This is a genomic window from Streptomyces clavuligerus (assembly GCF_005519465.1).
In the GTDB taxonomy this organism is placed as follows: domain Bacteria; phylum Actinomycetota; class Actinomycetes; order Streptomycetales; family Streptomycetaceae; genus Streptomyces; species Streptomyces clavuligerus.
This window is the reverse complement of sequence record NZ_CP027858.1, coordinates 5,367,293-5,390,954: the sequence shown is the minus strand read 5'-3', so window position 1 is coordinate 5,390,954 and position 23,662 is coordinate 5,367,293. Positions and strand designations below refer to the sequence as shown.

Below are 23,662 nucleotides of genomic sequence, written 5' to 3'. Positions count from 1 at the left end.
GGTGTTCTCCGTCATACCGTCTTCCTCCCGGCGCTCTCGCCCAGGGCCTGGGCGGTCGCGTCCTTCCATGCCATCCAGCTCAGCAGCGCGCACTTCACCCGAGCCGGGTACTTGGAGACACCGGCGAACGCGACCGCGTCCTCCAGCACCTCCTCCATCGCGTCGTCGGGCTCGACCTGTCCCTTGGACTGCATCAGCTCCAGGAAGGTCTCCTGGATCTTCTGCGCCTCGGCCAGCTCCTTGCCCACCAGCAGTTCGTTCAGGACGGACGCGCTGGCCTGGCTGATGGAGCAGCCCTGACCGTCGTACGACACGTCCGCGACGCGCGAGCCGTCGTACCTCACCCGCAGAGTGATCTCGTCACCGCAGGTGGGATTGACATGGTGCACCTCGGCATCGCCGTCCCGCAGACCGCGCCCATGAGGGTGCTTGTAGTGGTCCAGGATGACGTCCTGGTACATCGAATCCAGCTTCACTGACGACCCCGCTCTACCCGAAGAACTGACGGACGTGCTCCAGCCCGTCGACCAGCGCGTCCACCTCGGCGGGCGTGGAGTACAGATAGAACGACGCCCGGGTGGTCGCGGGAATTCCGTACCGCAGACAGACCGGCCGCGCGCAGTGGTGGCCGACCCGGACCGCGATGCCCTGCTCGTCCAGGACCTGGCCCACGTCGTGGGGGTGGATGTCCCCCAGCGTGAAGGAGATCGCCGCGCCCCGGTCCTCGGCCGAGACCGGGCCGATGATCCGCAGGTCGGGGACCTCCTGGAGCCGTCGGACCGCGTACTCGGTGATCGCGTGCTCATGCGCGGCGATCTTGTCCATGCCGATGGCGGTGAGGTAGTCCACCGCCGCGCCGAGACCCACGGCCTGGGCGATCGGCGGCGTACCGGCCTCGAACTTGTGCGGCGCCGGGGCGTAGGTGGAGGAGTTCATCGAGACGGTCTCGATCATCTCGCCGCCGCCGAGGAACGGCGGCAGGTCCTCCAGCAGCTCCTGCCGTCCCCACAGCACGCCTATGCCCGTCGGACCGCACATCTTGTGACCGGTGAAGGCCACGAAGTCCGCGCCGAGCGCCTGGACGTCCAGCGGGGAGTGCGGGGCCGCCTGGGAGGCGTCGATCAGCACCAGGGCGCCGACCTCCTGGGCGCGGCGGACGATCGCCTCGACCGGGTTGACCGTGCCCAGGATGTTGGAGACCAGCACAAAGGAGACGATCTTCGTCTTCTCGGTGATGATCTCGTCGATGTGCGAGAGGTCGAGACGGCCGTCGTCGGTCAGCCCGAACCACTTCAGCTTCGCCCCGGTGCGCTGCGCCAGCAGCTGCCACGGAACGATGTTGGAGTGGTGCTCCATCTCGGTGATCACGATCTCGGTGTCGCGGTCCACCCGGTAGGGCTCGTCCGCCCAGCCGAGCATGTTCGCCACCAGGTTCAGCGACTCCGAGGCGTTCTTGGTGAAGATCACCTCATCGCGGCTGGGCGCGTTGATGAAGGCCGCCACCTTGTCCCGGGCACCCTCGTACAGCGCGGTGGCCTCGTCCGCGAGCACATGGATGCCCCGGTGGACATTGGCGTGGTGACGCTCGTAGTACTCGTTGACCGCGTCGATCACCTGGCGCGGCTTCTGCGAGCTGGCCGCGCTGTCGAGGTAGACGAGCTTCTTGTCCCCATGGATCACCCGGTCGAGGATCGGGAAGTCCTTGCGGATCGCCTCGGTGTCGAGGAGGCCCGGCAGCAGTGTCACGAAGATGCGCCGCCCTTCACATACGCCTCGTAGCCCTCCGCCTCCAGCTTGTCCGCCAGCTCGGGGCCGCCGGACTCGGCGATCCGCCCGTTGGCGAAGACATGCACGTGGTCGGGCTTGATGTAACGGAGGATACGCGTGTAGTGCGTGATCAGGAGAGTGCCGACCTCGCCGGTCTCGCGGACCCGGTTGACGCCCTCGGAGACGATCCGCAGCGCGTCGACGTCCAGACCGGAGTCGGTCTCGTCCAGGATGGCGACCTTCGGCTTCAGCAGTTCGAGCTGAAGGATCTCGTGGCGCTTCTTCTCACCGCCGGAGAAGCCCTCGTTGACATTGCGCTCGGCGAAGGCGGGGTCCATGCTCAGCCGCTCCATGGCCTCCCGGACCTCCTTCACCCAGGTGCGCAGCTTGGGCGCCTCGCCGCGGACGGCGGTGGCGGAGGTGCGCAGGAAGTTGGAGACGGAGACGCCGGGGACCTCGACCGGGTACTGCATGGCCAGGAAGAGGCCGGCGCGGGCGCGCTCGTCGACGCTCATCTCCAGCACGTCCTCGCCGTCCAGGGTGACCTGACCGCCGGTGATCGTGTACTTGGGGTGACCGGCGAGGGAGTACGCCAGGGTGGACTTGCCGGAGCCGTTGGGGCCCATGATGGCGTGGGTCTCGCCCTGCTTCACGGTCAGGTCGACGCCCTTGAGGATCTCCCGGGGGCCGTTCTCGGCTTCGACGGAGACATGCAGGTCGCGGATTTCAAGCGTTGCCATGGGTGACTCAGGACTCCTGGGTGATGGAGACGAGCACATCGTCCCCTTCGATCTTGACGGGGTATACGGGGACGGGGCGCGTCGCGGGCAGTCCGGACGGCTTGCCGGTGCGGAGGTCGAAGGCGGAGCCGTGGAGCCAGCACTCGATCCGGCAGTCCTCGACCTCCCCCTCGGAGAGGGAGACGTTCGCGTGCGAGCAGATGTCGTGGATCGCGAAGACCTCGCCCTCCGTGCGGACGAGCGAGACGGGGGTGCCGTCCAGCTCCACCCGCTTGGGGGTGTCCTCCTCCAGCTCACTCAGGCCGCAGACACGGACGAAGCTCATGCGACCGCCGCCTCCAGCTCTTCCTCGATCTTGGCGAGCAGCCGCTCCTCGACGTCGGGCAGGCCGATCTGCTGGACCAGCTCGGCGAAGAAGCCGCGGACCACCAGGCGGCGGGCCTCGTGCTCCGGGATGCCGCGGGCCATCAGATAGAAGAGCTGCTCGTCGTCGAAGCGGCCGGTGGCCGACGCGTGCCCGGCCCCGGCGATCTCACCGGTCTCGATCTCCAGATTGGGCACGGAGTCGACCCGCGCGCCGTCCGTGAGGACGAGGTTCCGGTTCATCTCGTAGGTGTCGGTGCCCTCGGCGGCGGCCCGGATCAGCACATCGCCGATCCACACCGCGTGCGCGTCCTCGCCCTGGAGCGCGCCCTTGTACACGGCGTTCGACCGGTTGTGGGGCTTGTTGTGGTCGACGAGGAGACGGTGCTCCTGGTGCTGGCCCCGGTCGGTGAAGTAGAGGCCGAACAGCTCGGCCTCGCCGCCGGTGGCCGCGTAGGAGACCCGGGGGTGGAGCCGGACCAGGTCGCCGCCGAAGGTGACGACCACGGACTTGAAGCTCGCGTCCCGGCCGACGAGCGCGTCGTGCTGCGCGACGTGGACGGCCTTGTCGTCCCAGTCCTGGACGGAGATCACGGTGAGCTTGGCGCCGTCGCCGATGACGTACTCGACATTGGCGGCGAGCACCGCGTCACCGGTGTGGTCGATGACGACGACGGCCTCGGCGAACGGGCCCAGCTCGATCACCTGGTGGGCGAAGGCGACCCCGCCCTCCCCGTGGACCGCGATCCGCACCGGCTCGGTGAGCACGGTCTCCTTGGGCACAGTCACGACCGACGCCAGCTCGAAGGAGGTGTACGCCTGGGCCGCGACCCGGTCGACGGGGGTGCCGGCCCGGCCGAGGCGGGCGTCGTCCCGGCCGACGGTCTCGACGGTGACGCCCTCGGGCGCCTCGACCGCGACCTTGACACCGGTGCCGGTGGCGACGGCGGTGCCGTCGTGGAGCCCGGCGAGCCGCTCCAGCGGGGTGAAGCGCCACTCCTCCTCCCGGCCGTGCGGCACCGGGAAGTCCGCCACGTCGAAGGACGGGGGCGCGCTCATACGGGTGGCGACGGTCGACTCGGCGGCCACCGCGATCGCGCCGGACGTGGTAGATCCGGCCGGAATGTTCTGAGCCTCAGCCATGGCTGTCGTCGTGCTCTCTCTCTGCCTTCTGGGTCACGAAAATCTCATCCGAGGGGGCGGGCCGTCCGGGCCCGCCCCGCCGCTGCGGCCGGGTCAGCCGACCGAGCCCTCCATCTGGAGCTCGATCAGCCGGTTCAGCTCCAGCGCGTACTCCATCGGCAGTTCCTTGGCGATCGGCTCGACAAAGCCGCGCACGATCATCGCCATCGCCTCGAACTCGGTCAGACCCCGGCTCATCAGGTAGAAGAGCTGGTCCTCGGAGACCTTGGAGACCGTGGCCTCATGGCCCATCGAGACGTCGTCCTCGCGGACGTCGACATAGGGGTAGGTGTCCGAGCGGGAGATGGTGTCCACCAGCAGCGCGTCACAGAGCACATTGGACTTGGCGCCCGGGGCGCCCTCGCCGATCTCGATCAGACCGCGGTAGGAGGTGCGGCCGCCGCCCCGCGCCACCGACTTGGAGACGATGTTCGACGAGGTGTTGGGGGCCATGTGGACCATCTTGGCGCCCGCGTCCTGGTGCTGGCCCTCGCCCGCGAAGGCGATGGACAGGGTCTCGCCCCTGGCGTGCTCGCCCATGAGGTAGACGGCCGGGTACTTCATCGTCACCTTGGAGCCGATGTTGCCGTCGACCCACTCCATGGTCGCGCCCTCGTAGGCCACGGCGCGCTTGGTGACCAGGTTGTAGACGTTGTTCGACCAGTTCTGGATCGTCGTGTAGCGGCAGCGGCCGCCCTTCTTCACGATGATCTCGACGACGGCGCTGTGCAGCGAGTCCGAGGAGTAGATCGGGGCGGTGCAGCCCTCGACGTAGTGGACGTAGGCGTCCTCGTCGACGATGATCAGCGTCCGCTCGAACTGGCCCATGTTCTCCGTGTTGATCCGGAAGTAGGCCTGGAGCGGGATGTCGACGTGCACGCCCTTGGGGACGTAGATGAACGAGCCGCCGGACCACACGGCGGTGTTCAGCGAGGCGAACTTGTTGTCGCCGACCGGGATGACGGTGCCGAAGTACTCCTGGAAGAGCTCCGGGTGCTCCTTCAGCGCGGTGTCCGTGTCCAGGAAGATGACGCCCTGCTCCTCCAGGTCCTCACGGATCTGGTGATAGACCACCTCGGACTCGTACTGGGCGGCGACACCGGCGACCAGGCGCTGCTTCTCCGCCTCCGGGATGCCCAGCTTGTCGTAGGTGTTCTTGATGTCCTCGGGCAGGTCCTCCCAGGACGCCGCCTGCTTCTCCGTGGAGCGGACGAAGTACTTGATGTTGTCGAAGTCGATGCCGGAGAGGTCCGAGCCCCAGCTCGGCATGGGCTTCTTGTCGAACAGCCGCAGCCCCTTCAGGCGCAGCTTCAGCATCCACTCGGGCTCGTTCTTCTTCGCCGAGATGTCACGAACGACCTCTTCGGACAGGCCGCGTTTGGCGACGGAACCTGCCTCATCGGAGTCGGCCCAGCCGAATTCGTACGTACCCAGCCCTTCGAGTTCGGGGTGGGCAGTCTCCGTGGGGAGAGTCATGCGGGGTTCCTCCCGGCCGTGCTTCCAGATGCTGATGGGGTTGTGGTGCTGCGCGGAATGTACGTCGTGCACACACCGTCGCCGTGGGCGATGGTGGCGAGACGCTGCACATGGGTCCCGAGCAGACGGGAGAAGAGCTCGGTCTCCGCCTCGCACAGCTGCGGGTACTGCTCGGCGACATGCGCGACCGGACAGTGGTGCTGGCAGAGCTGCTCGCCCTGCTGGGGGGTGGGGGCGCTACGCGCTGTAGCAGCGTACCCGTCGTCGCTCAAGGCTTTCGCCAGAGCCTGGGTGCGCTCCCCGGGGGCCGCCCGGGCGATCGCCTCGCGGTACGGCGCGGCCTGGGCCTCCGCCCGGGCCCGGGCGAAGGCGGCGACGGCCGCCTCTCCCCCGGCGTTCCGCTCGATCCAGCGGAGGGCGTCCACCGCGAGCGAGTCGTAGGACTGGTCGAAGGCGTCCCGTCCGCAGGCGGTGAGCGCGAAGACCCGGGCAGGTCTGCCACGGGTACGCGCCCCGTAAACCCGCTGCTCACGGGCCTCTACCATGGTCTCGGCCACCAGGGTGTCGAGATGGCGGCGGACGGCCGCCTGGGTGAGGCCGAGGCGGGCGGAGAGGTCCGCGACGGTGGACGGGCCGTGGTCCAGGATGGAGCGCGCGACCCGGTTGCGTGTCGGATGATCCGCACGCGCACCGGCCGCGAAGTCCTCCCGGGGAGCCTCGCCGACGTTTTTCACAACGCCATTGTTGCGTAATTCGCTGGAACGTGACAACAGGCGAAAGCCCCTCGTCTGGTGCGCTTCGTCACTTAGGGTCACCTAACGAAGGCTCCCCTCACCCGGCCTCACCAGGTGGTTTCCCGGCGGACCCGAGGGGCGCGCGGACCCGTCGAGCCGGATGGAATCTAGGGTTCCGCCAGCATGGGAACACCGGGGGAGCAACAGGGGAGCGACCGGAGGCACCGGCTCCGGGGGGCGTGGAAGGCATCCCGGGGGCGCGGCCCGGGCCCCTCGGGCGCCCGCCTAGACTTCCCGGCATGCGCAGCGAGTCCGTCGTCCGGATCAAGGGCCTGGTCAAGCGGTACGGAACCAAGACCGCCGTCGACGGGCTCGACCTCGACGTCGCCCAGGGCCGGGTCACGGCCGTCCTCGGCCCCAACGGAGCCGGGAAGACCACCACCATCGAGACCTGTGAGGGCTACCGCCGCCCCGACGCGGGCACGGTACGCGTCCTCGGGCTCGACCCCGTCGCCGACGCGCCGCGGCTGCGCGCCCGGGTCGGGGTGATGCTCCAGTCGGGCGGCGTGTACTCCACCGCCCGCGCGGGCGACATGCTCCGCCATATGGCGAAGCTGCACGCCCACCCGCTGGACGTCGACTCCCTGATCGAACGGCTCGGCCTCGGCGGCTGCGGCCGTACCCCCTACCGCCGGCTCTCCGGCGGCCAGCAGCAGCGGCTCTCCCTGGCGATGGCCGTCGTCGGCCGTCCCGAGCTGGTCTTCCTGGACGAGCCCAGCGCCGGGCTCGACCCGCAGGCCCGCCGCGCCACCTGGGAGCTGGTCCGGGAGCTGCGCGCCGACGGGGTCTCCACCGTCCTCACCACCCACGCCATGGACGAGGCCGAACAGCTCGCGGACGACGTCGCCGTCATCGACGCCGGACGGGTGATCGCCCAGGGCACCCCGGAGGAGCTGTGCCGGGGCGGCGCCGAGAACACCCTGCGTTTCACCGGCCGCCCGGGGCTGGACCTGGCCTCCCTGCTCAAGGCGCTGCCGGAGGGCACCGCCGCCGTCGAGCAGGCCCCCGGCGGCTACCGCATCACCGGCAGCGTCGACCCCCAGCTCCTGGCGACGGTCACCTCGTGGTGCGCCCAGCACGGCGTCCTGCCGGACCGCATCTCGGTGGAGCGGCACACGCTGGAGGACGTCTTTCTTGAACTGACGGGCAAGGAGCTGCGCGGATGAGCGCCGGTACGTTTACGCCGAAGCCGGGCGCCGCCCCGATCGGCCGGATGATCGCGGCGCAGACCGCGTTCGAGACGAAGATGCTGCTGCGCAACGGCGAACAGCTGCTGCTCACCATCGTCATCCCCTCGCTGCTGCTCGTGCTCTTCTCCACCGTCGACATCGTCGACACGGGCACCGAGGACCCCGTCGACTTCCTCGCCCCCGGGGTGCTCGCGCTCGCCGTGATGTCCACCGCCTTCACCGGCCAGGCCATCGCCACCGGCTTCGAACGGCGCTACGGGGTGCTCAAGCGGCTCGGCGCCTCGCCGCTGCCGCGCTGGGGCCTGATGTGCGCCAAGACCCTGTCGGTCCTGGTCACCGAGGTGCTCCAGATCGCGCTGCTGACCGGGATCGCGCTGGCGCTCGGCTGGTCACCGGCGGGCGACCCCTTCTCCGTGCTGCTGCTGCTCGTCCTCGGGACGGCCGCCTTCAGCGGGCTGGGCCTGCTGATGGCGGGCACCCTGCGGGCCGAGGCCACCCTCGCGGCGGCGAATCTGGTCTTTCTGCTGCTGCTGATGGGCGGCGGGGTGGTCGTGCCGCTGGACCGCTTCCCGGACGGGGTGGAGTCCGCGCTCTCCCTGCTGCCGATATCGGCGCTCTCGGACGGGCTGCGCGACGTGCTCCAGCACGGGCAGTCGCTGCCGTGGGGCGCGCTGGGCGTGCTCGCGCTCTGGGCTGCGGCCGGGCTCGCCGCGGCGGGCCGCTTCTTCCGCTGGGAGTAGCCGCCGGTCCCGCCGGGAGGAGCCGCCGGGAGGAGTCGGCGCCCGGCCCGCGAGCACGGGGCACACCGGCGGACGACGGGGTTCCGGGCGCTCCCGGACCCGGGCGGGTGGTCGGGCCCCGGCCACCCGTGCCCCCGCGGGTGCTCCCCGAGTCTTCCCCGAACACCCGCCCCGGGGTGACTATGACCCTGCGCAAGATCGGCCACGGTGGGCGCGGTCCGGTCGGCGTGCTCGCGCAGGGAGGGCTCATGGAGCGCACCGCCGTACTGCGGCTGGACGCGGAGTGGACCAAGGTCAGGGCGGGCCGTGCGGCGGTCCCGCCCGGTGAGCGCGAACGGATGCTGCTGGACCTGATATCCGCGCTCGCCCCGCACGCCGCGAACGACCTCCCCCTCACCGCGCGGCTCAGCCTGCGGTACGCGGACCTCGCCCGGCACCACTTCGACGCGGGCCGCCGGGTCAAGGCGCTGCGCGCGGTCGCCGAGGCGGTCCGGCACTGCGCCGAGCCCGCCCGCCACGACGAGGAGCACGCCCGCTGGTACGCCAGGGCGCTGCTCAGCCAGTCCGTCTATCTCGCCGAGCCGCTCAGCGACGAGCTGGGGCTGCCCCGGTACGCGTTCCCCGCGCGGGGCGAGCGTCCGCCCGCCGCCGCCCGCGCGGACGGGATCGCGGCCCTGGAGGCGACCCGGCGGGCCATGGCGGTCTGGGAGGGGCTGCCCGGGGGCGACCCGCGCAACCGCGAAGGGCTCGCCCAGTCGCGGGCCTTCCTCGGGGACCGGCTCGAAGAGCTGGGCGACCCGGTGGAGGCGGTGGTCTGGGCGGTCCGCGCGGAGCAGGAGTTCCACGCGCTGGGCGAGCGGCCCGGCGCCCCGCACGGCACGGCCCTCGAACACCTCGGCGACCAGCTCGTCCGGCGGCTGCGCCGGTGCGGTTTCCAGGGCGGGCTGACCCGGCTGCGGGCCGAGGGGCTGCTGCCCGGCCGGCTGCTGCCGCTGGCGGTGGTCGCCGCCCGGGTGGAGGGGGTGGAGCCGGAGGCGATAGCGCGGGGGCTGCGGCTCGCCCCGGAGGAGGTGCGGCGGGTCCTGCGGGCGCGCTGCTGGCGGGCGGTGTGGCGGTTCGACGTCCGGGAGCGCGACGGCGCGCCCTGGACCCCGATGCCCTACCCCTGGCGGGGGATGGACGCGGTCACCGACCGCAGCGCGGCCGAGGTGGCGGCGGAGCTGACGGACGCCCTGCTCACCGGGGAGGACCGGCCGCCGGACACGGCGCACTGGCGGATCGCCGTCTGGTGGGAGGACGAGGGGCGGCTCGAAGGCGCGTGCTTCCGCCGGACGCACGCGCCCCGGCGGGGGCGGGCCCCGCGCCCCGGGAACCACCCGGACGGCGGCCTGACCCCCCGGGGCACACCGCAATCGCCCCCCTAGTGAAAACATGCACAAGGCCCGCCCTACGATGGAGCCCGTGCAGACCCCCCTCGCCCATATCGCCCAGCGCTGGACACCCGACCCGCGAACGGTCCGGCGTGCCGCGCTCTCCGCGGTCGTGATGACCGTCGTGATCATCGTCACCGGTGGCGCGGTCCGGCTGACCGGCTCCGGTCTCGGCTGCGACACCTGGCCCAAGTGCACGGACGACAGCCTCTTCGCCACGCCCGAACAGGGGATGCACGGGGCGATCGAGTTCGGCAACCGGATGCTGACGTACGTCCTGTCGGCGGCCGTGGGCTGGGCGATCGTCGCCGCCCGCGCGGCGAAGCCGCGCCGCCGCTCGCTGACCCGGCTGGGCTGGGCCCAGTTCTGGATCGTGCTGAGCAACGCGATCGTCGGCGGCATCACGGTCTGGGCGGGGCTCAACCCCTGGACGGTCGCGGGCCACTTCCTGCTGGCGAACGCGCTGCTCACGGTGGCCGTGCTGACCTGGCACCGCACCGGTGAGGGCGATGGGGCCCCGCGGCCCCGGGTGCCGCGCCCGGTCCTGCGCCTCGGCTGGGCGATCGTCCTCGTCTCCGGGCTGCTCGTCGTCCTCGGGACGGCGGTGACCGGCGCGGGCAAGCACGCCGGTGACTCCAGCGACGTCCCCCGGATGCCGTGGGACTGGGTCGACGCGGCCCGGCTGCACTCCGCGTCCGCGTGGGCGGTGTGCGCGCTCGCCCTCGCGATGTGGCTGGTGCTGCGGGTGGTGGACGCGCCGGACGACATCCGGGCGCGCGCCCGCGACCTGCTGGTCGTGCTGCTCGTGCAGGGCGGCCTCGGCTATGTCCAGTACTTCACCGGGGTGCCCGAGCTGCTGGTGGGCGTGCACATGCTCGGCTCGGCGCTGATGTGGATCGTGGTGCTGCGGCTGCTGCTGAGCCTGCGGGAGCGTCCGGGCGTCGACGCCGCGGCGGAGACGGCGGAGCCCGTGGCGGGCGCCCCCGCGGACCCGGAGCTGTCCCGCGCCTGACCCCTCGTACGTCCGACAGCGCCCCGGAGCCGGTCCCCGGGGCGCTGTTCGTGTACCGGGGGGGGGGAGCCGCGGGAACGGGCGGGTTCAGGCCAGGCCGTAGACCCGGCGGGCGTTGGCGCCGGCGAGCATCGTGGCGACCCGGTCGGCGTCCCGGCGGGCCCACGCGCCGTCGCCGACCCAGCCGCCGAGGACCCGGCCCAGGGCCTCGTGGAACAGCCGGGCGCCCACGACATGCAGCTCGGGCAGTCCGCGCGCGCCGCTGGAGTAGAGGAGCTTGCCGAAGGGCGCCAGCTCCAGCGTCTCGGCGAGCACGGCGGCGGCACGGGCCCCGGTGGTGGCGAGCGCGGTGCCCAGATCGGCGTACACATGGGAGAAGAGACCGGTGAGCCGGGCCGCGCTGCGGTGGTGGGGGTAGCCGTGCAGCAGCACCAGCGAGGTGCCGAGCCCGGAGGTGGCGGCGGCGAAGTCCCCGAGCGGCATGGGGTCGTCGTCGCCGAGGTGGAGCTGGAGGGGCAGCCCGGTGCCGACCGCCGTCCACAGCGCGTGGCGTAACAGGACGGGGGCGGCGGGCAGCTCGCCCGGCCGCCGGATGGCGAGCCAGTGGCTCACGGCCCGGCGCACCTCACCGGGGCCGGGCGCCCCGGGCTCCAGGGCGAGCCCCCCGCGCACGGCGGCGGCGGAGGCGAAGGCGACGGCGGTACGGGCGGCCCCGTACACGGCCCCGGCGAGCGAGGAGAGGAACTCCTCGACGGTGCCGCAGGCGTCGGCGACCCGTCCCGCGAGCGGTTCGAGACGGACGATCTCATGCGCCTCGGCCCCCGCGGAGGTGGCCATCTCACCGGGCGGGGTGAGGTCCCCGGGCACCCCGGTGTCGACCAGATAGACGGCGGTGCCGCTGCCGCGCAGCAGCCGTCGGCCCGCCTCGGCCGCGCCCAGCTCCCGGCGGCGGGCCAGATAGCGGGCGGGCGGGCAGTGGGGTTCCAGGCCGAGCAGCGGCGGGCACCAGCGCCGGATCGCGAACCCGGCCTGGGTGTCGAAGAAGGTGGTGCCGGGAGCGGGCCGGGCGGCCCGGGGCCCCAGCTCGGCCTCGAAGGTGCCGAGGCCCAGCTCGGTGCGGAGCACCCCGTGGCAGTGCTGGTCCACGAGGGGCGGTGTCTCGGTCATCGGGGCTCCCGGTCGGCGACGGCGCGTGCGCGATCGTCACCAGTGGTACCCCGGTGTCGGCGGCGATACCCCGGTGAGGTGTCACCCGGGCCCTGTGGTTCCGGTCTCACCGGGCTCGGGTGCCGTGGCGGCGCGGCTAGCCGTTGGAGGGGCCGCCGAGCTGGATTCCGGCCATCCGGGTCCACTCGTAGGGGCCGGTGCGGACCCGGGCGGCCAGCTCCCCGTCGAAGGTCTCGTGGAGGGTGAGCCCGGCCCGCTCCGCCGCGGCGGCGGCGATCTCGTGGGTCGGGGCGACGAGGTCCCCCCAGCCGCCGTCCGTGCCGACGAGGACGATCCGGGTGCCCGCCTGCCCTATGTACGCGAGCTGTCCCTCGGCCCCGCCGTGCGCCCGGGAGAACGCGGTGATCTCCCGCGCCAGCCGGGCCGCCTTGCGCTCGGCGCGCTTGGCCCGCGCGTCCTTGGCCCCGGCCGTCCCGGGGGCCGGGGGCATGGTGTCGTCCGCGTGCGTGGTGTCTGCCATGGGCGCGATGCTACTCGCGGGTATGCGCCGTGGACCATGGTCCACGGGGGTGACGGGAGCCACGCCCGGCGGCCCGGGTACCGGCCCGGCGGGCGTCAGCGCAGGAAGGGGTCGACCGCGACGGCCACGAAGAGCAGCGAGACATAGGTGATGGACCAGTGGAAGAGGCGCATCTCCTTGAGCTTGCCGCCCGTGACGCCCGCCCTGGCGCGCGTCTGGAGGGCGTGCGCCTCCCACAGCCACCAGCCGCCGGCGGCCAGCGCGACCGCGGTGTAGAACCAGCCGGTGTACCCCATCGGGGTGAGCAGCAGCGAGACGCCGACCATCACCCAGCTGTAGAGGACGATCTGGCGGGCCACGACCTTGTTGGAGGCGACCACCGGCAGCATCGGCACACCGACGCGGGCGTAGTCCTCCTTGACCTTCATGGAGAGCGGCCAGTAGTGCGGCGGCGTCCAGAAGAAGATGACGAGGAAGAGGACGACGGCGGCCCAGGAGAGCGAGTTCGTCACCGAGGACCAGCCGATGAGGACCGGCATACAGCCCGCGATGCCGCCCCAGACGATGTTCTGCGCGGTGCGGCGCTTGAGGATCATCGTGTAGACGACGACGTAGAAGAGGAGCGCGCCGAGCGCCAGCCAGGCCGAGAGCCAGTTGACGAGCAGCCCGAACCAGAGGGTGGAGACCACGGCGAGCGTGATGCCGAAGACCAGCGCCTCACGCGGTGAGACCATGCCCGTGACCAGCGGCCGTCCGGAGGTGCGGTCCATCAGCGCGTCGATGTCGCGGTCGATGTACATGTTGAGCGCGTTGGCGCCGCCCGCGGAGAGATAGCCGCCGAAGCAGGTGGCCAGAACCAGCCACAGGTCGGGCACCCCTTGCGCGGCGAGGAACATCACCGGCACTGTGGTGATGAGCAGCAACTCGATGATCCGCGGCTTGGTCAGCGCCACGAAGGCCATGACCCGGGCCCCGAACGGCCGGTGGCCGGGGCTCGTACCGAGCTCCCCCAGTGTCCCGCGGGCAGGGGAGGTCTCCCCACTCGCCGGACGGGATTCGACGGCCGTCACGCACACCCCTGACAGAGACTCCCAGCAAGCCCCGGCCGCATGCGGACATACATGAAGGCCCGGTAAAGACTTGCGCGTACGACGCCACTGTAGAGGCTGCCCCCGCGTCGCCCCGCACGGGGGTGGTGTCGTGTTGAGCGGCCCTCCCCGCCCGTGGGCGCCCCCCGTCACGACGGGCCGCGGGCGCTCGCGCGGGTAGGCTCGACACCGCCCGGTGCGTCCCTTGTCGCCGGGAGTACGACATGGAGCATGTGGAGAGGAGCCCTGACCCAGGGTGAGCACCAAGCCGACCACCACAGACCTTGAGTGGACCGATCTGGACCAGCGGGCAGTCGACACCGGTCGCGTCCTGGCCATGGATTCCGTACAGAAGGTCGGCAACGGCCACCCCGGTACGGCCATGAGCCTGGCGCCCGCCGCGTACGTGCTGTTCCAGAAGCTGATGCGGCACGACCCCGCCGACGCGGACTGGACCGGCCGGGACCGGTTCGTCCTGTCCGCGGGCCACTCCTCGCTGACCCTCTACATCCAGCTCTACCTGGCCGGGTACGGACTGGAGCTGGACGACCTGAAGGCGTTCCGCACCTGGGGTTCGAAGACCCCCGGCCACCCCGAGTACGGCCACACCACCGGCGTGGAGACGACCACCGGCCCGCTGGGGCAGGGCGTCGCCAACGCGGTGGGCATGGCGATGGCCGCCCGCTACGAGCGCGGTCTGTTCGACCCGGACGCCCCCGCGGGCGCCTCCCCGTTCGACCACACCGTCTGGTGCATCGCGGGTGACGGCTGCCTCCAGGAGGGCATCTCCGCCGAGGCGTCCTCGCTCGCCGGGCACCAGAAGCTGGGCAATCTGGTGCTGCTGTGGGACGACAACCACATCTCGATCGAGGGCGACACGGAGACGGCCGTCTCCGAGGACACCCTCAAGCGGTACGAGGCGTACGGCTGGCACGTCCAGCGGGTGGAGCAGCTTCCCAACGGCGATCTGGACCCGGCGGGCCTGTACCGGGCGCTGAAGGCGGCGCGGGAGGAGACGGAGCGCCCCTCGTTCATCGCGGCCCGCTCCATCATCGCCTGGCCCGCCCCGCACGCGCAGAACACCGAGGCCGCGCACGGCTCGGCGCTGGGCGAGGAGGAGGTCGCGGCCACCAAGCGGGTGCTGGGCTTCGACCCGGAGCAGAGCTTCGAGGTCTCGGACGAGGTCATCGGGCACACCCGCAAGGCGCTGGACCGGGGCCGCGACGCGCGCGCCCGGTGGGAGAAGACCTTCGCCGCCTGGCGCACCGCGCACCCGGAGCGCGCCGCCTCGTTCGACCGCATCCGCGCGACCGAGCTGCCCGCGGGCTGGGAGGGGCACCTGCCGGAGTTCGAGACCGGCACGAGCGTCGCCACCCGCGCCGCCTCGGGCAAGGTGCTCCAGGCGCTCGGCGGGGTGCTGCCGGAGCTGTGGGGCGGCTCCGCCGACCTGGCCGGCTCCAACAACACCACCATCGACAAGACGTCCTCGTTCCTGCCGGTGGGCAACCCGCTGCCGGAGGCCGACCCGTACGGCCGCACGGTGCACTTCGGCATCCGCGAGCACTCCATGGCCGCCGTGATGAACGGCATCGCGCTGCACGGCAACACCCGTATCTACGGCGGCACCTTCCTGGTCTTCTCCGACTACATGCGCAACGCGGTGCGGCTGTCGGCCCTGATGCACCTGCCGGTGACGTATGTGTGGACGCACGACTCGATCGGTCTGGGCGAGGACGGCCCGACCCACCAGCCGGTGGAGCACCTGGCCTCGCTGCGCGCCATCCCCGGGCTGAACGTCGTCCGTCCGGCCGACGCCAACGAGACGGCGATCGCCTGGCGTGAAATCCTCAAGCGGTACACGAAGAAGTTCGGCGTGGGCGCCCCGCACGGTCTGGCGCTGACCCGTCAGGGCGTGCCGACCTACCCGCGCAACGAGGACGCGGCCCGTGGCGGCTATGTCCTGTTCGAGGCCGAGGAGGCCGACGGCCGGCCCGCGGCGCCGCGGGTCGTGCTGATCGGCACCGGGTCCGAGGTGCAGCTCGCCGTGGAGGCGCGGGAGCAGCTCCAGGCGGCCGGGGTGCCGACCCGGGTGGTCTCCATGCCGTCGGTGGAGTGGTTCGAGGAGCAGGACCAGGAGTACCGGGACGCGGTGCTGCCGCCGTCGGTGCGGGCCCGGGTCGCCGTCGAGGCGGGCATCGGGCTGACCTGGCACCGCTATGTCGGTGACGCGGGCCGCATCGTCTCGCTGGAGCACTTCGGTGCCTCCGCCGACGGAAAGGTCCTGTTCCGCGAGTTCGGCTTCACCGCCGACGCGGTCGCCGCCGCCGCGCGGGAATCTCTGACGGCCGTCGCACGCTGACGCCGGTACACGTACTACGCAGGAGATGCAGACTCATATGACAGACGCACTCAAGCGCCTCTCCGACGAAGGCGTCGCGATCTGGCTCGACGACCTGTCGCGCAAGCGGATCACCTCGGGCAACCTGGCCGAGCTGCTGGACCAGCAGCACGTGGTGGGCGTGACGACCAACCCGTCGATCTTCCAGAAGGCGATCTCCGGGGGTGACGGCTACGAGCAGCAGCTCACCGAGCTGGCGGCGCGCGGCGTCACCGTCGACGAGGCCATTCGCATGATCACCACCGCGGACGTCCGGGACGCGGCCGACATCCTCCGGCCGGTCTTCGACGCCACGGAGGGGCAGGACGGCCGGGTCTCGATCGAGGTCGACCCCCGGCTGGCCCACGAGACGGCGGCCACCGTGGCCGAGGCCAAGCAGCTCGCCTGGCTGGTGGACCGCCCCAACACCCTGATCAAGATCCCCGCCACCCGGGCGGGCCTCCCGGCGATCACCGAGGTCATCGGCCTCGGCATCAGCGTAAATGTCACGCTGATCTTCTCGCTGGAGCGCTACCGCGAGGTGATGGACGCCTACCTGGCCGGTCTGGAGAAGGCCAGGGCCCGCGGGCTCGACCTCTCGGCGATCCACTCGGTGGCGTCGTTCTTCGTCTCCCGGGTCGACGCCGAGATCGACAAGCGCCTCGACGCGCTGGGCACCGACGAGGCGAAGGCCGCGCGCGGCAAGGCCGCTCTCGCCAACGCCCGGCTGGCCTACGAGGCGTACGAGGAGGTGTTCGGCTCGGAGCGCTGGGCGGAGCTGGACCGGGCGCGCGCCAACAAGCAGCGTCCGCTGTGGGCCTCGACGGGCGTGAAGGACCCGGCGTACAAGGACACCCTGTACGTCGACGAGCTGGTGGCGCCGGGCACCGTCAACACCATGCCGGAGGCCACCCTGGAGGCCACCGCCGACCACGGCCAAATCACCGGCGACACCGTGCGGGGCACCTACGCGCAGTCGCGTGCGGAGCTGGCCGCCGTGGCGGCGCTCGGCATCTCGTACGACGAGGTCGTGGGGCTCCTGGAGGACGAGGGCGTCGAGAAGTTCGCGTCGTCCTGGAACGACCTGCTCACCTCGACCGAGGCGCAGCTCAAGCGTCTCGCCCCGTCGAAGGGCTGACCACCGTGTCCGGTATTGGCGAGGCCAATCCGCTGCGTGACACCGCCGACCGACGGCTCCCGCGTATCGCGGGGCCGTCGGGCCTGGTCATCTTCGGTGTCACGGGCGATCTCTCCCGCAAGAAGCTCATGCCCGCGGTCTACGACCTGGCCAACCGCGGGCTGCTGCCACCAGGTTTCTCGCTCATCGGGTTCGCCCGCCGTGAGTGGCAGGACGAGGACTTCGCGCAGGAGGTCCACGACGCCGTCAAGGAGCACGCCCGCACTCCCTTCCGGGAGGAGGTCTGGCAGCAGCTCAACCAGGGGATGCGGTTCGTCCAGGGCGACTTCGACGACGACGAGGCGTTCGAGCACCTGAAGAAGACCATCGCCGAGCTGGACCAGGCACAGGGCACCGGCGGCAACTTCGCCTTCTATCTCTCGGTGCCGCCGAAGTTCTTCCCCAAGGTCGTCCAGCAGCTCAAGAAGCACGGTCTGGCCGAGAAGGAGGGCTCCTGGCGCCGGGCGGTCATCGAGAAGCCGTTCGGGCACGACCTGGAGTCGGCGGAGGAGCTGAACCAGGTCGTCCATGAGGTCTTCCCCTCGAACGAGGTCTTCCGGATCGACCACTACCTGGGCAAGGAGACCGTCCAGAACATCCTGGCGCTGCGGTTCGCGAACACGCTCTTCGAGCCGATCTGGAACCGGTCGTATGTCGACCATGTCCAGATCACCATGGCCGAGGACATCGGCATCGGCGGCCGGGCCGGGTACTACGACGGCATCGGCGCCGCGCGGGACGTCATCCAGAACCATCTGCTCCAGTTGCTGGCGCTGACCGCGATGGAGGAGCCCGCCTCCTTTGACGCGGACGCGCTCGCGGCGGAGAAGGTCAAGGTGCTGGGCGCGGTGCGGCTCCCGAAGGACCTGGGCGAGTCCACCGTGCGCGCCCAGTACGCGGCCGGGTGGCAGGGCGGCGAGAAGGCCGTCGGCTATCTCCAGGAGGACGGGATCGACCCCTCGTCCACCACGGACACCTATGCCGCGATCAAGCTGGCGATCGACAACCGCCGCTGGGCGGGCGTGCCCTTCTATCTGCGGACGGGCAAGCGGCTCGGCCGCCGGGTCACCGAGATCGCGGTGGTCTTCCAGCGGGCCCCGCACTCCCCGTTCGACCACACGGCGACCGAGGAATTGGGGCAGAACGCCCTGGTCATCCGGGTACAGCCGGACGAGGGCGTGACCCTGCGCTTCGGTTCCAAGGTCCCGGGCACCTCGATGGAGGTCCGGGACGTGTCGATGGACTTCGCCTATGGCGAGTCCTTCACGGAGTCCAGCCCGGAGGCGTACGAGCGGCTCATCCTCGATGTGCTGCTCGGCGACTCGAACCTCTTCCCCCGGGTGGAAGAGGTGGAGCTGTCCTGGAAGATCCTCGACCCGATCGAGGAGTACTGGGAGCAGAACGGCAGGCCCGCGCAGTACGCGGCGGGGACCTGGGGTCCGGTCGAGGCGGACGAGATGCTCGCACGAGACGGACGGAGCTGGCGGCGGCCATGAAGATCGACCTTACGGACACCACCTCCAGCAAGATCAACAAGGCGCTGGTGCAGGGCCGCCGGGCGATCGGCACCCCGGCCGTCGGCATGGTCCTCACCCTGGTCATCGTCACGGACGAGGAGAACGCGTACGACGCGCTCAAGGCGGCGAACGACGCCTCCCGCGAGCACCCCTCGCGCACCCTCGTCGTCATCAAGCGGGTCTCCCGCACCCCGCGGGCGCGGGCCCAGGCCCGGCTGGACGCCGAGGTGCGGGTGGGCGCGGAGGCGGGCACCGGCGAGACGGTGATCCTGCGGCTGTACGGCGAGGTCAGCGAGCACGCCCAGTCCGTGGTGCTGCCGCTGCTGCTGCCGGACGCCCCGGTCGTCGTCTGGTGGCCGGTGAACGCCCCGCTGGACCCGGCCAAGGACCCGCTGGGCGCGCTGGCCCAGCGCCGGGTCACCGACACCTACGCCTCCGAGCAGCCGATCCGGGAGCTGTCGGCGCGCGCCGACGCCTACACCCCCGGTGACACGGATCTGTCGTGGACCCGGATCACCCCCTGGCGTTCCATGCTCGCCGCCGCGCTGGACCAGGTGGCCTGCAAGGTCACCGGCGTCGAGGTGGAGGGCGAGGAGTTCAACCCCAGTGTGGAACTCCTCGCGATGTGGCTGGCGGACCGGCTGGCCGTGCCGGTGAGGCGGGCGCTGTCCGCCGGGCCCGGGCTGACCGCGGTACGGATGGAGACCGACTGCGGCGCGATCGTGCTCGACCGGGCGGACGGTTCGCTGGCGAACCTGTCCATCCAGGGGCAGCCCGACCGCGCGGTGGCGCTGAAGCGGCGGGAGACCGCCGAACTGATCGCCGAGGAGCTGCGGCGGCTCGACCCGGACGACACCTACGCCTCGGCGCTGCGCTACGGCGTGGACCGGCTGGGTGACGCGGACCCGGTGGCTCCGGCGCCCGCCGCCGAGCCGGTGGCCGCGTCCGGGGCGGACGGCGCGGGCTCCCCCGCCGCGTCCGCCTCCACCGCCGCCGCCCCGGCGAAGAAGGCCGCGAAGAAGGCCCCGGCCAAGAAGGCGGCGGCCGAGTGAGCACCCCCCAGCTCGTGGTCCACCGGGACAAGGAGCTGATGGCCCAGGCCGCGGCGGCCCGGCTGATCACCCGGATCGTGGACGCCCAGTCCGCCAGGGGCGCCGCCTCGGTGGTCCTGACGGGCGGACGCAACGGCAACGCCGTCCTGGCCGCCCTCGGCTCCGCCCCGGCCCGGGACGCCGTCGACTGGCAGCGGCTCGATCTGTGGTGGGGCGACGAGCGGTTCCTGCCCGAGGGCGACCCGGAGCGCAATGTGACGCAGGCCCGCGCGGCACTGCTGGACAGCGTTCCGGTGGACCCGGCGCGGGTGCACGCCATGCCCGCCTCGGACGGCCCCTGCGGCGGTGACGCCGACGCGGCGGCAGCCGCGTACGCCGCCGAGCTGGCAGCGGCGGCGGGACCCGAGGACCACGGCCCGGTGCCGGTCTTCGACGTCCTGATGCTGGGCGTCGGCCCGGACACCCATGTGGCCTCGCTCTTCCCCGAGCTGCCCGCGGTCCGGGAGACCGAGCGCACGGTGGTCGGGGTGCACGGCGCGCCCAAGCCGCCGCCCACCCGGATCTCGCTGACGCTGCCCGCGATCCGCGCGGCACGCGAGGTCTGGCTGCTGGCGGCCGGTGAGGACAAGGCCAAGGCGGTGGCCATGGCCCTGTCGGGCGCGGGCGAGGTCCAGGCCCCCGCGGCGGGCGCCCACGGCCGCAGCCGCACCCTCTGGCTGCTGGACGCGGCCGCGGCGGCCGAGCTGCCGCGCGACCTCTACCCTCCGGCGCTCGCCTGAGCGACACCATGGCGAAGGGCCCGGTACTCCTGTACCGGGCCCTTCGCCATGGCGGGCCGGGCCGGGGTGGGCCACCGGGCGCTCCCGCCGGGCCGCAGCCCGGCGACGGGCGTGGCGGGCGTGCGGCGGGGCGCGGGATGCCGGTGGGCCGTCCGCCCGGCCGGATCTGCCCGGCAGGAACGGGCTCTCGCACCCGGTACGCCAGTTCCGGTTCCGGTCGCCCCCTCGCACCGCACGGCGCGGCTGCTCGCGTTGCGCGGCCCTCGGACATCCCACGGCCGGGAACGGGCTCTCACACGCACCTGTGCATCGGCTCCGGTCGACCACCCGTACGCGGCACGGTGCGGTGCGGTCGCGGGGTGGTCAGTGCCGACGACGACCGAGCACGCCAGGGTGGTGGGACGGGCGTCCCGGACGTCCTGCACCGTGCGGCCGTGCGCCGGGAGCGTCGAAGCCGCAGGCGGTGGACGTGATACGCGGCTCGAAGTGGCCGCTCGCACCGCGCGGCCCTCAGGCGGCGCCTTGCCGGGGCGGGGCGGGCGTCGGCGACGCCCTCCCGGCCTCGGTGCCGCCGCCGTGAAACACGCGGGGGTCCCGGCGGGGCGGCCTTCGCCAGGAGATCCCTGCCGCCTGAGGCCCCTCCGGAGGTCGGCACAGGAGGCGTACGGGGGGTGCCACGTCACCCACCGGGGTCGGAACGGACGGCGTGGCGGCAGCCTGCCCGGCCGCCGCCGAGCACGGCACCGGCCCGTGCGGTCGGGACGGTACGCCGTCCGGCGGTCGTCATGCCGTCCCACCGGGTCCCACGGCCCGGGAGGAGGTCGGTGAGACCTGCCGGATCGACCCGACGCGACATCCCTGAGCCCACGGAATCCGGACCGCCCGCAGGGGCAGCCGGGCCCGGCGGGACCGATGCGCCGTCCGGTCGTCGCCGCGCCTCCTCCCCGTCACCCCGGGGCCGAAGCCCGTCCCCTGAGCCGGTGACAACCGGGCACCGCCCGGCCCCAGTGCCTTCTTGGGAGTCAGCGAGACCCGCCGAACGGGTCCGAGGGAAGCCCCTCAGCCGGCGGAATCCGCACCGACCGCGGCGAGCGCTGCCCGGGAAGGCCCGCCGGGCACCCCGGGCAGCGGCTCCAGGAAGGGTTCCAGCAGACCCGGTACCGCCTGGGCCGCGAAGGTCAGCCCCTCGACCGCGTCGGCGTCGCGGACCGCGTACCCCCCGGTCCCCGCGGCCGTCGTCGCGGTCAGGGTCAGCAGCCCGGCCCGGCGCTGGAAGGGGGACTGCCGCACCACCCAGCCGATGACCCCGGCACGCTGGAGCGCCACGGTGGAGCGGCGCACCGAGCCGGAGCGGACCACCAGGAACTCCCCGCTGATCCCGTGCCCCAGGGCCCGGTACGCGTCCAGACCGAGCAGCGCCGCCGCCGGGACGGCCACCGCCGCGACCGCCGCCGCGATCCACAGCAGCACGGGCGTGAGCCAGAGCCCCAGCACGGCCACCACCCCGAGCGGGACGAGGACGGCGCCCAGCGCCCGGCGCAGCCTGCGGGCGCGGGCGGCCCGGGGGTGCCCGGTCAGCGGGGCGTCCGTCGGCGGGTCGGGCACCCGCAGCACCCGGGCGACGACCTCCCCGGCGACGCCCCGGGGCGCGGCGGGCAGCAGCACCTCCAGATCGTCGCCCTGGGCGTCGGCGTCCTGCCCCATCCCGGTGGCGACGGCGTCCACCCGGGCGGCGCCCGCCAGCCGGACCCCCAGCGGCTCGACCAGCTCGACCCCGCGCAGCCGCCGTTCCTCCAGCGATATGGAGCGGACGGTGAACAGCCCGCGGCGCACCCGGAGCGTGCCGCCGGGCTCCCGCTCCAGCCGGTGGTTCCACCACATCTCGGTCCACAGGCCGAGCGAGCCGACCACCCCGGCGAGCAGGGCCGCCGACACGAGGACGGCCACCGTCACGGCGACGGTGGTGTCCCGGAACAGCTCGCCGACACGGTGGACGACCTCGCCCTGGAGCCCGAGCCAGTCGCTGACCTGGAGCACCGCCCCGACGGCCGCCCCGCCGAGCGTGGGCGCGACGAAGGACAGCGGGGCATAGCGGATCCAGCCCCGCTCCAGGGCGGCCAGCGGCCCGTCCGCCGACAGGCCGCCGGTGTCCTCGGCCGTCCGGTCCAGCAGTTCCCGGCGGAGCCGTTCGCCCTCGGCGCGGGAGACCGGGTTCAGCTCCAGGGTGGGGGCGCCGCTCCCGGCCCGTTCCCCGGTGCCGATGCGGACCTTCACCAGGCCGAGCAGCCGCAGCAGCGGATGGGCGGTGAGATCGACCGCGCGGATGCGCTCCCGGGCCAGGGAGCGCCGGTTGACCAGCAGGATTCCGCTGTGCAGCTCGACCGTGTCGGGCCCGGTGCGATAACGGGTGCGCCGCAGCCGCAGCCACTCCAGACCGGCCGCTCCGGCGGTCACCAGTACCGCCCCGGCCACCAGCAGGGCGGCTCGGGGCCGCAGGTCGCCGAGGAACTCCGGGAGGGCGGTGAGACCGAGCAGCACGGGCAGGGTGACGCCACCGGCCGCACCGGCCATGAGGGCGGCGGCGACCAGGGGCGCCCGGCGGTCCAGCCGCCGCCAGCCCGTGTGGACCCGGACGCCCGTGCCGCCGCCGGCCGGTCCCTCCGGGCCGGGGCCGGTGCCGCTCATGTGGCGTCGCCCGGGGTGGCCCGGGTCATCGCGGTGAGCCGCCGCGCCAGGTCGGCGGCGTGCTCGTGGTCGAGTCCCTCCAGGGTGAGCGCGCCCTTGGACGAGGCCGTGGTGACGACGACCGTCGCCAGCCGGAACCGGCGCTCCAGCGGGCCCTGCCGGGTGTCCACGGTCTGGATCCGGGACATGGGGGCGATCCGCCACTCCTGCCAGAACGCGCCCGTCCGGACATGGACGGCCTCGTCGGTGACCTCCCAGCGGTGCACGCGGTACCGCCAGCGGGGCACGGTCAGGGCCTCCAGGGCCCCCAGGACGAGCGCCAGGGCCGCGGCGGCGAGCAGCCAGGGCCGCGCCGGTCCGACGAACCACCCCAGGACGGCGAGCACCCCGGTGATCAGCGCCGTGGCGAGCGCCGACCGCGCCCGCCACCAGCCCACGGCCCGTTCGCTGAGCGCGTGGGCGGGTGGCCGCAGCCGTACCCGGACGACCGGTGCCGCCGCCCCCGGTACCGCCGCCCCCGGTGCGGCCGTTCCCGGTGACGCCGTTCCCGGTGCCCCCGCGAGCGCGTCCGGTATGTCCCCGGACCCCTCCCCCGTGGTCATCGGC

General features: G+C 72.7%; 21 protein-coding genes. 9 read left to right on the top strand and 12 right to left on the bottom strand.

Annotated elements, in window-relative coordinates; translation table 11 throughout:
- Positions 1-11: 11 nt before the first annotated feature.
- The 7 genes from sufU to CRV15_RS22660 all read right to left on the bottom strand — a co-directional run bounded on the left by sufU (position 12) and on the right by CRV15_RS22660 (position 6,262).
- Positions 12-476: a Fe-S cluster assembly sulfur transfer protein SufU gene (gene sufU / locus CRV15_RS22690; protein WP_003957033.1), complete on the bottom strand. Its 465-nt coding sequence runs from the start codon at positions 474-476 to the stop codon at positions 12-14.
- A 13-nt stretch (positions 477-489) separates the two neighbouring features.
- Complete coding sequence (locus CRV15_RS22685; RefSeq protein WP_003957032.1) at positions 490-1,746, bottom strand: cysteine desulfurase; 1,257 nt, start codon at positions 1,744-1,746, stop codon at positions 490-492.
- On the bottom strand, positions 1,743-2,507 hold the full coding sequence (gene sufC, locus CRV15_RS22680) for a Fe-S cluster assembly ATPase SufC (protein WP_003960049.1): 765 nt from the start codon (positions 2,505-2,507) through the stop codon (positions 1,743-1,745). The genes CRV15_RS22685 and sufC overlap by 4 nt, the downstream gene beginning before the upstream one ends.
- Before the next feature lie 7 nt (positions 2,508-2,514).
- Positions 2,515-2,832 (bottom strand): non-heme iron oxygenase ferredoxin subunit, encoded by a 318-nt coding sequence (locus CRV15_RS22675; protein ID WP_003960050.1) that lies wholly within the window; start codon positions 2,830-2,832, stop codon positions 2,515-2,517.
- Complete coding sequence (gene sufD / locus CRV15_RS22670; protein ID WP_003957030.1) at positions 2,829-4,013, bottom strand: Fe-S cluster assembly protein SufD; 1,185 nt, start codon at positions 4,011-4,013, stop codon at positions 2,829-2,831. The genes CRV15_RS22675 and sufD overlap by 4 nt, the downstream gene beginning before the upstream one ends.
- A gap of 93 nt (positions 4,014-4,106) precedes the next feature.
- Positions 4,107-5,528, bottom strand: coding sequence for a Fe-S cluster assembly protein SufB (gene sufB / locus CRV15_RS22665; RefSeq protein ID WP_003957029.1), 1,422 nt, complete (start codon positions 5,526-5,528; stop codon positions 4,107-4,109).
- Positions 5,525-6,262 carry a helix-turn-helix transcriptional regulator gene (locus CRV15_RS22660; RefSeq protein WP_003957028.1) on the bottom strand — a complete coding sequence of 246 codons (738 nt, stop codon included), beginning with the start codon at positions 6,260-6,262 and terminating at the stop codon, positions 5,525-5,527. The genes sufB and CRV15_RS22660 overlap by 4 nt, the downstream gene beginning before the upstream one ends.
- Positions 6,263-6,561: 299 nt before the next feature.
- On the opposite strand from CRV15_RS22660, the gene CRV15_RS22655 reads away from it, so the two are divergent.
- The 4 genes from CRV15_RS22655 (at position 6,562) to CRV15_RS22640 (ending at position 10,694) form a co-directional block, all read left to right on the top strand.
- On the top strand, positions 6,562-7,488 hold the full coding sequence (locus tag CRV15_RS22655) for an ABC transporter ATP-binding protein (protein WP_003957027.1): 927 nt from the start codon (positions 6,562-6,564) through the stop codon (positions 7,486-7,488).
- A complete protein-coding gene (locus CRV15_RS22650; RefSeq protein ID WP_003957026.1) occupies positions 7,485-8,252 on the top strand; it encodes an ABC transporter permease in 768 nt (255 codons plus the stop codon). Before CRV15_RS22655 ends, CRV15_RS22650 begins: the two co-directional genes overlap by 4 nt.
- Positions 8,253-8,434: 182 nt before the next feature.
- Positions 8,435-9,676, top strand: coding sequence for a hypothetical protein (locus CRV15_RS22645; protein WP_009995777.1), 1,242 nt, complete (start codon positions 8,435-8,437; stop codon positions 9,674-9,676).
- 7 nt (positions 9,677-9,683) lie between these two features.
- A complete protein-coding gene (locus CRV15_RS22640) occupies positions 9,684-10,694 on the top strand; it encodes a COX15/CtaA family protein (RefSeq protein WP_003957023.1) in 1,011 nt (336 codons plus the stop codon).
- Between the two features lie 87 nt (positions 10,695-10,781).
- Here the strand turns inward: CRV15_RS22640 and CRV15_RS22635 are convergent, their stop codons facing one another.
- The 3 genes from CRV15_RS22635 to CRV15_RS22625 all read right to left on the bottom strand — a co-directional run bounded on the left by CRV15_RS22635 (position 10,782) and on the right by CRV15_RS22625 (position 13,451).
- On the bottom strand, positions 10,782-11,861 hold the full coding sequence (locus CRV15_RS22635; protein ID WP_003957022.1) for a hypothetical protein: 1,080 nt from the start codon (positions 11,859-11,861) through the stop codon (positions 10,782-10,784).
- A 136-nt stretch (positions 11,862-11,997) separates the two neighbouring features.
- Positions 11,998-12,381, bottom strand: coding sequence for a hypothetical protein (locus tag CRV15_RS22630; protein ID WP_003957021.1), 384 nt, complete (start codon positions 12,379-12,381; stop codon positions 11,998-12,000).
- Positions 12,382-12,476: 95 nt separating this feature from the next.
- Complete coding sequence (locus CRV15_RS22625) at positions 12,477-13,451, bottom strand: heme o synthase (RefSeq protein WP_029182879.1); 975 nt, start codon at positions 13,449-13,451, stop codon at positions 12,477-12,479.
- A 274-nt stretch (positions 13,452-13,725) separates the two neighbouring features.
- On the opposite strand from CRV15_RS22625, the gene tkt reads away from it, so the two are divergent.
- From tkt to pgl, 5 genes are read left to right on the top strand one after another with little or no spacing between them, the layout of a single operon-like run.
- Positions 13,726-15,828 (top strand): transketolase, encoded by a 2,103-nt coding sequence (gene tkt, locus CRV15_RS22620; protein ID WP_003957019.1) that lies wholly within the window; start codon positions 13,726-13,728, stop codon positions 15,826-15,828.
- Positions 15,829-15,865: 37 nt separating this feature from the next.
- Positions 15,866-16,984, top strand: a complete 1,119-nt coding sequence (tal, locus tag CRV15_RS22615; protein WP_003957018.1) for a transaldolase — start codon at positions 15,866-15,868, stop codon at positions 16,982-16,984.
- Between the two features lie 14 nt (positions 16,985-16,998).
- Positions 16,999-18,519, top strand: a complete 1,521-nt coding sequence (zwf, locus tag CRV15_RS22610; protein ID WP_003957017.1) for a glucose-6-phosphate dehydrogenase — start codon at positions 16,999-17,001, stop codon at positions 18,517-18,519.
- A complete protein-coding gene (gene opcA, locus CRV15_RS22605) occupies positions 18,516-19,592 on the top strand; it encodes a glucose-6-phosphate dehydrogenase assembly protein OpcA (protein WP_003957016.1) in 1,077 nt (358 codons plus the stop codon). The genes zwf and opcA overlap by 4 nt, the downstream gene beginning before the upstream one ends.
- Complete coding sequence (pgl, locus tag CRV15_RS22600; RefSeq protein ID WP_003960059.1) at positions 19,589-20,371, top strand: 6-phosphogluconolactonase; 783 nt, start codon at positions 19,589-19,591, stop codon at positions 20,369-20,371. Before opcA ends, pgl begins: the two co-directional genes overlap by 4 nt.
- 1,059 nt (positions 20,372-21,430) lie before the next feature.
- Here pgl and CRV15_RS22595 read toward each other — a convergent pair.
- Positions 21,431-23,056 carry a PH domain-containing protein gene (locus CRV15_RS22595; RefSeq protein ID WP_003957013.1) on the bottom strand — a complete coding sequence of 542 codons (1,626 nt, stop codon included), beginning with the start codon at positions 23,054-23,056 and terminating at the stop codon, positions 21,431-21,433.
- Positions 23,053-23,658, bottom strand: a complete 606-nt coding sequence (locus CRV15_RS22590; RefSeq protein WP_003960062.1) for a PH domain-containing protein — start codon at positions 23,656-23,658, stop codon at positions 23,053-23,055. Before CRV15_RS22590 ends, CRV15_RS22595 begins: the two co-directional genes overlap by 4 nt.
- Positions 23,659-23,662: the final 4 nt, after the last annotated feature.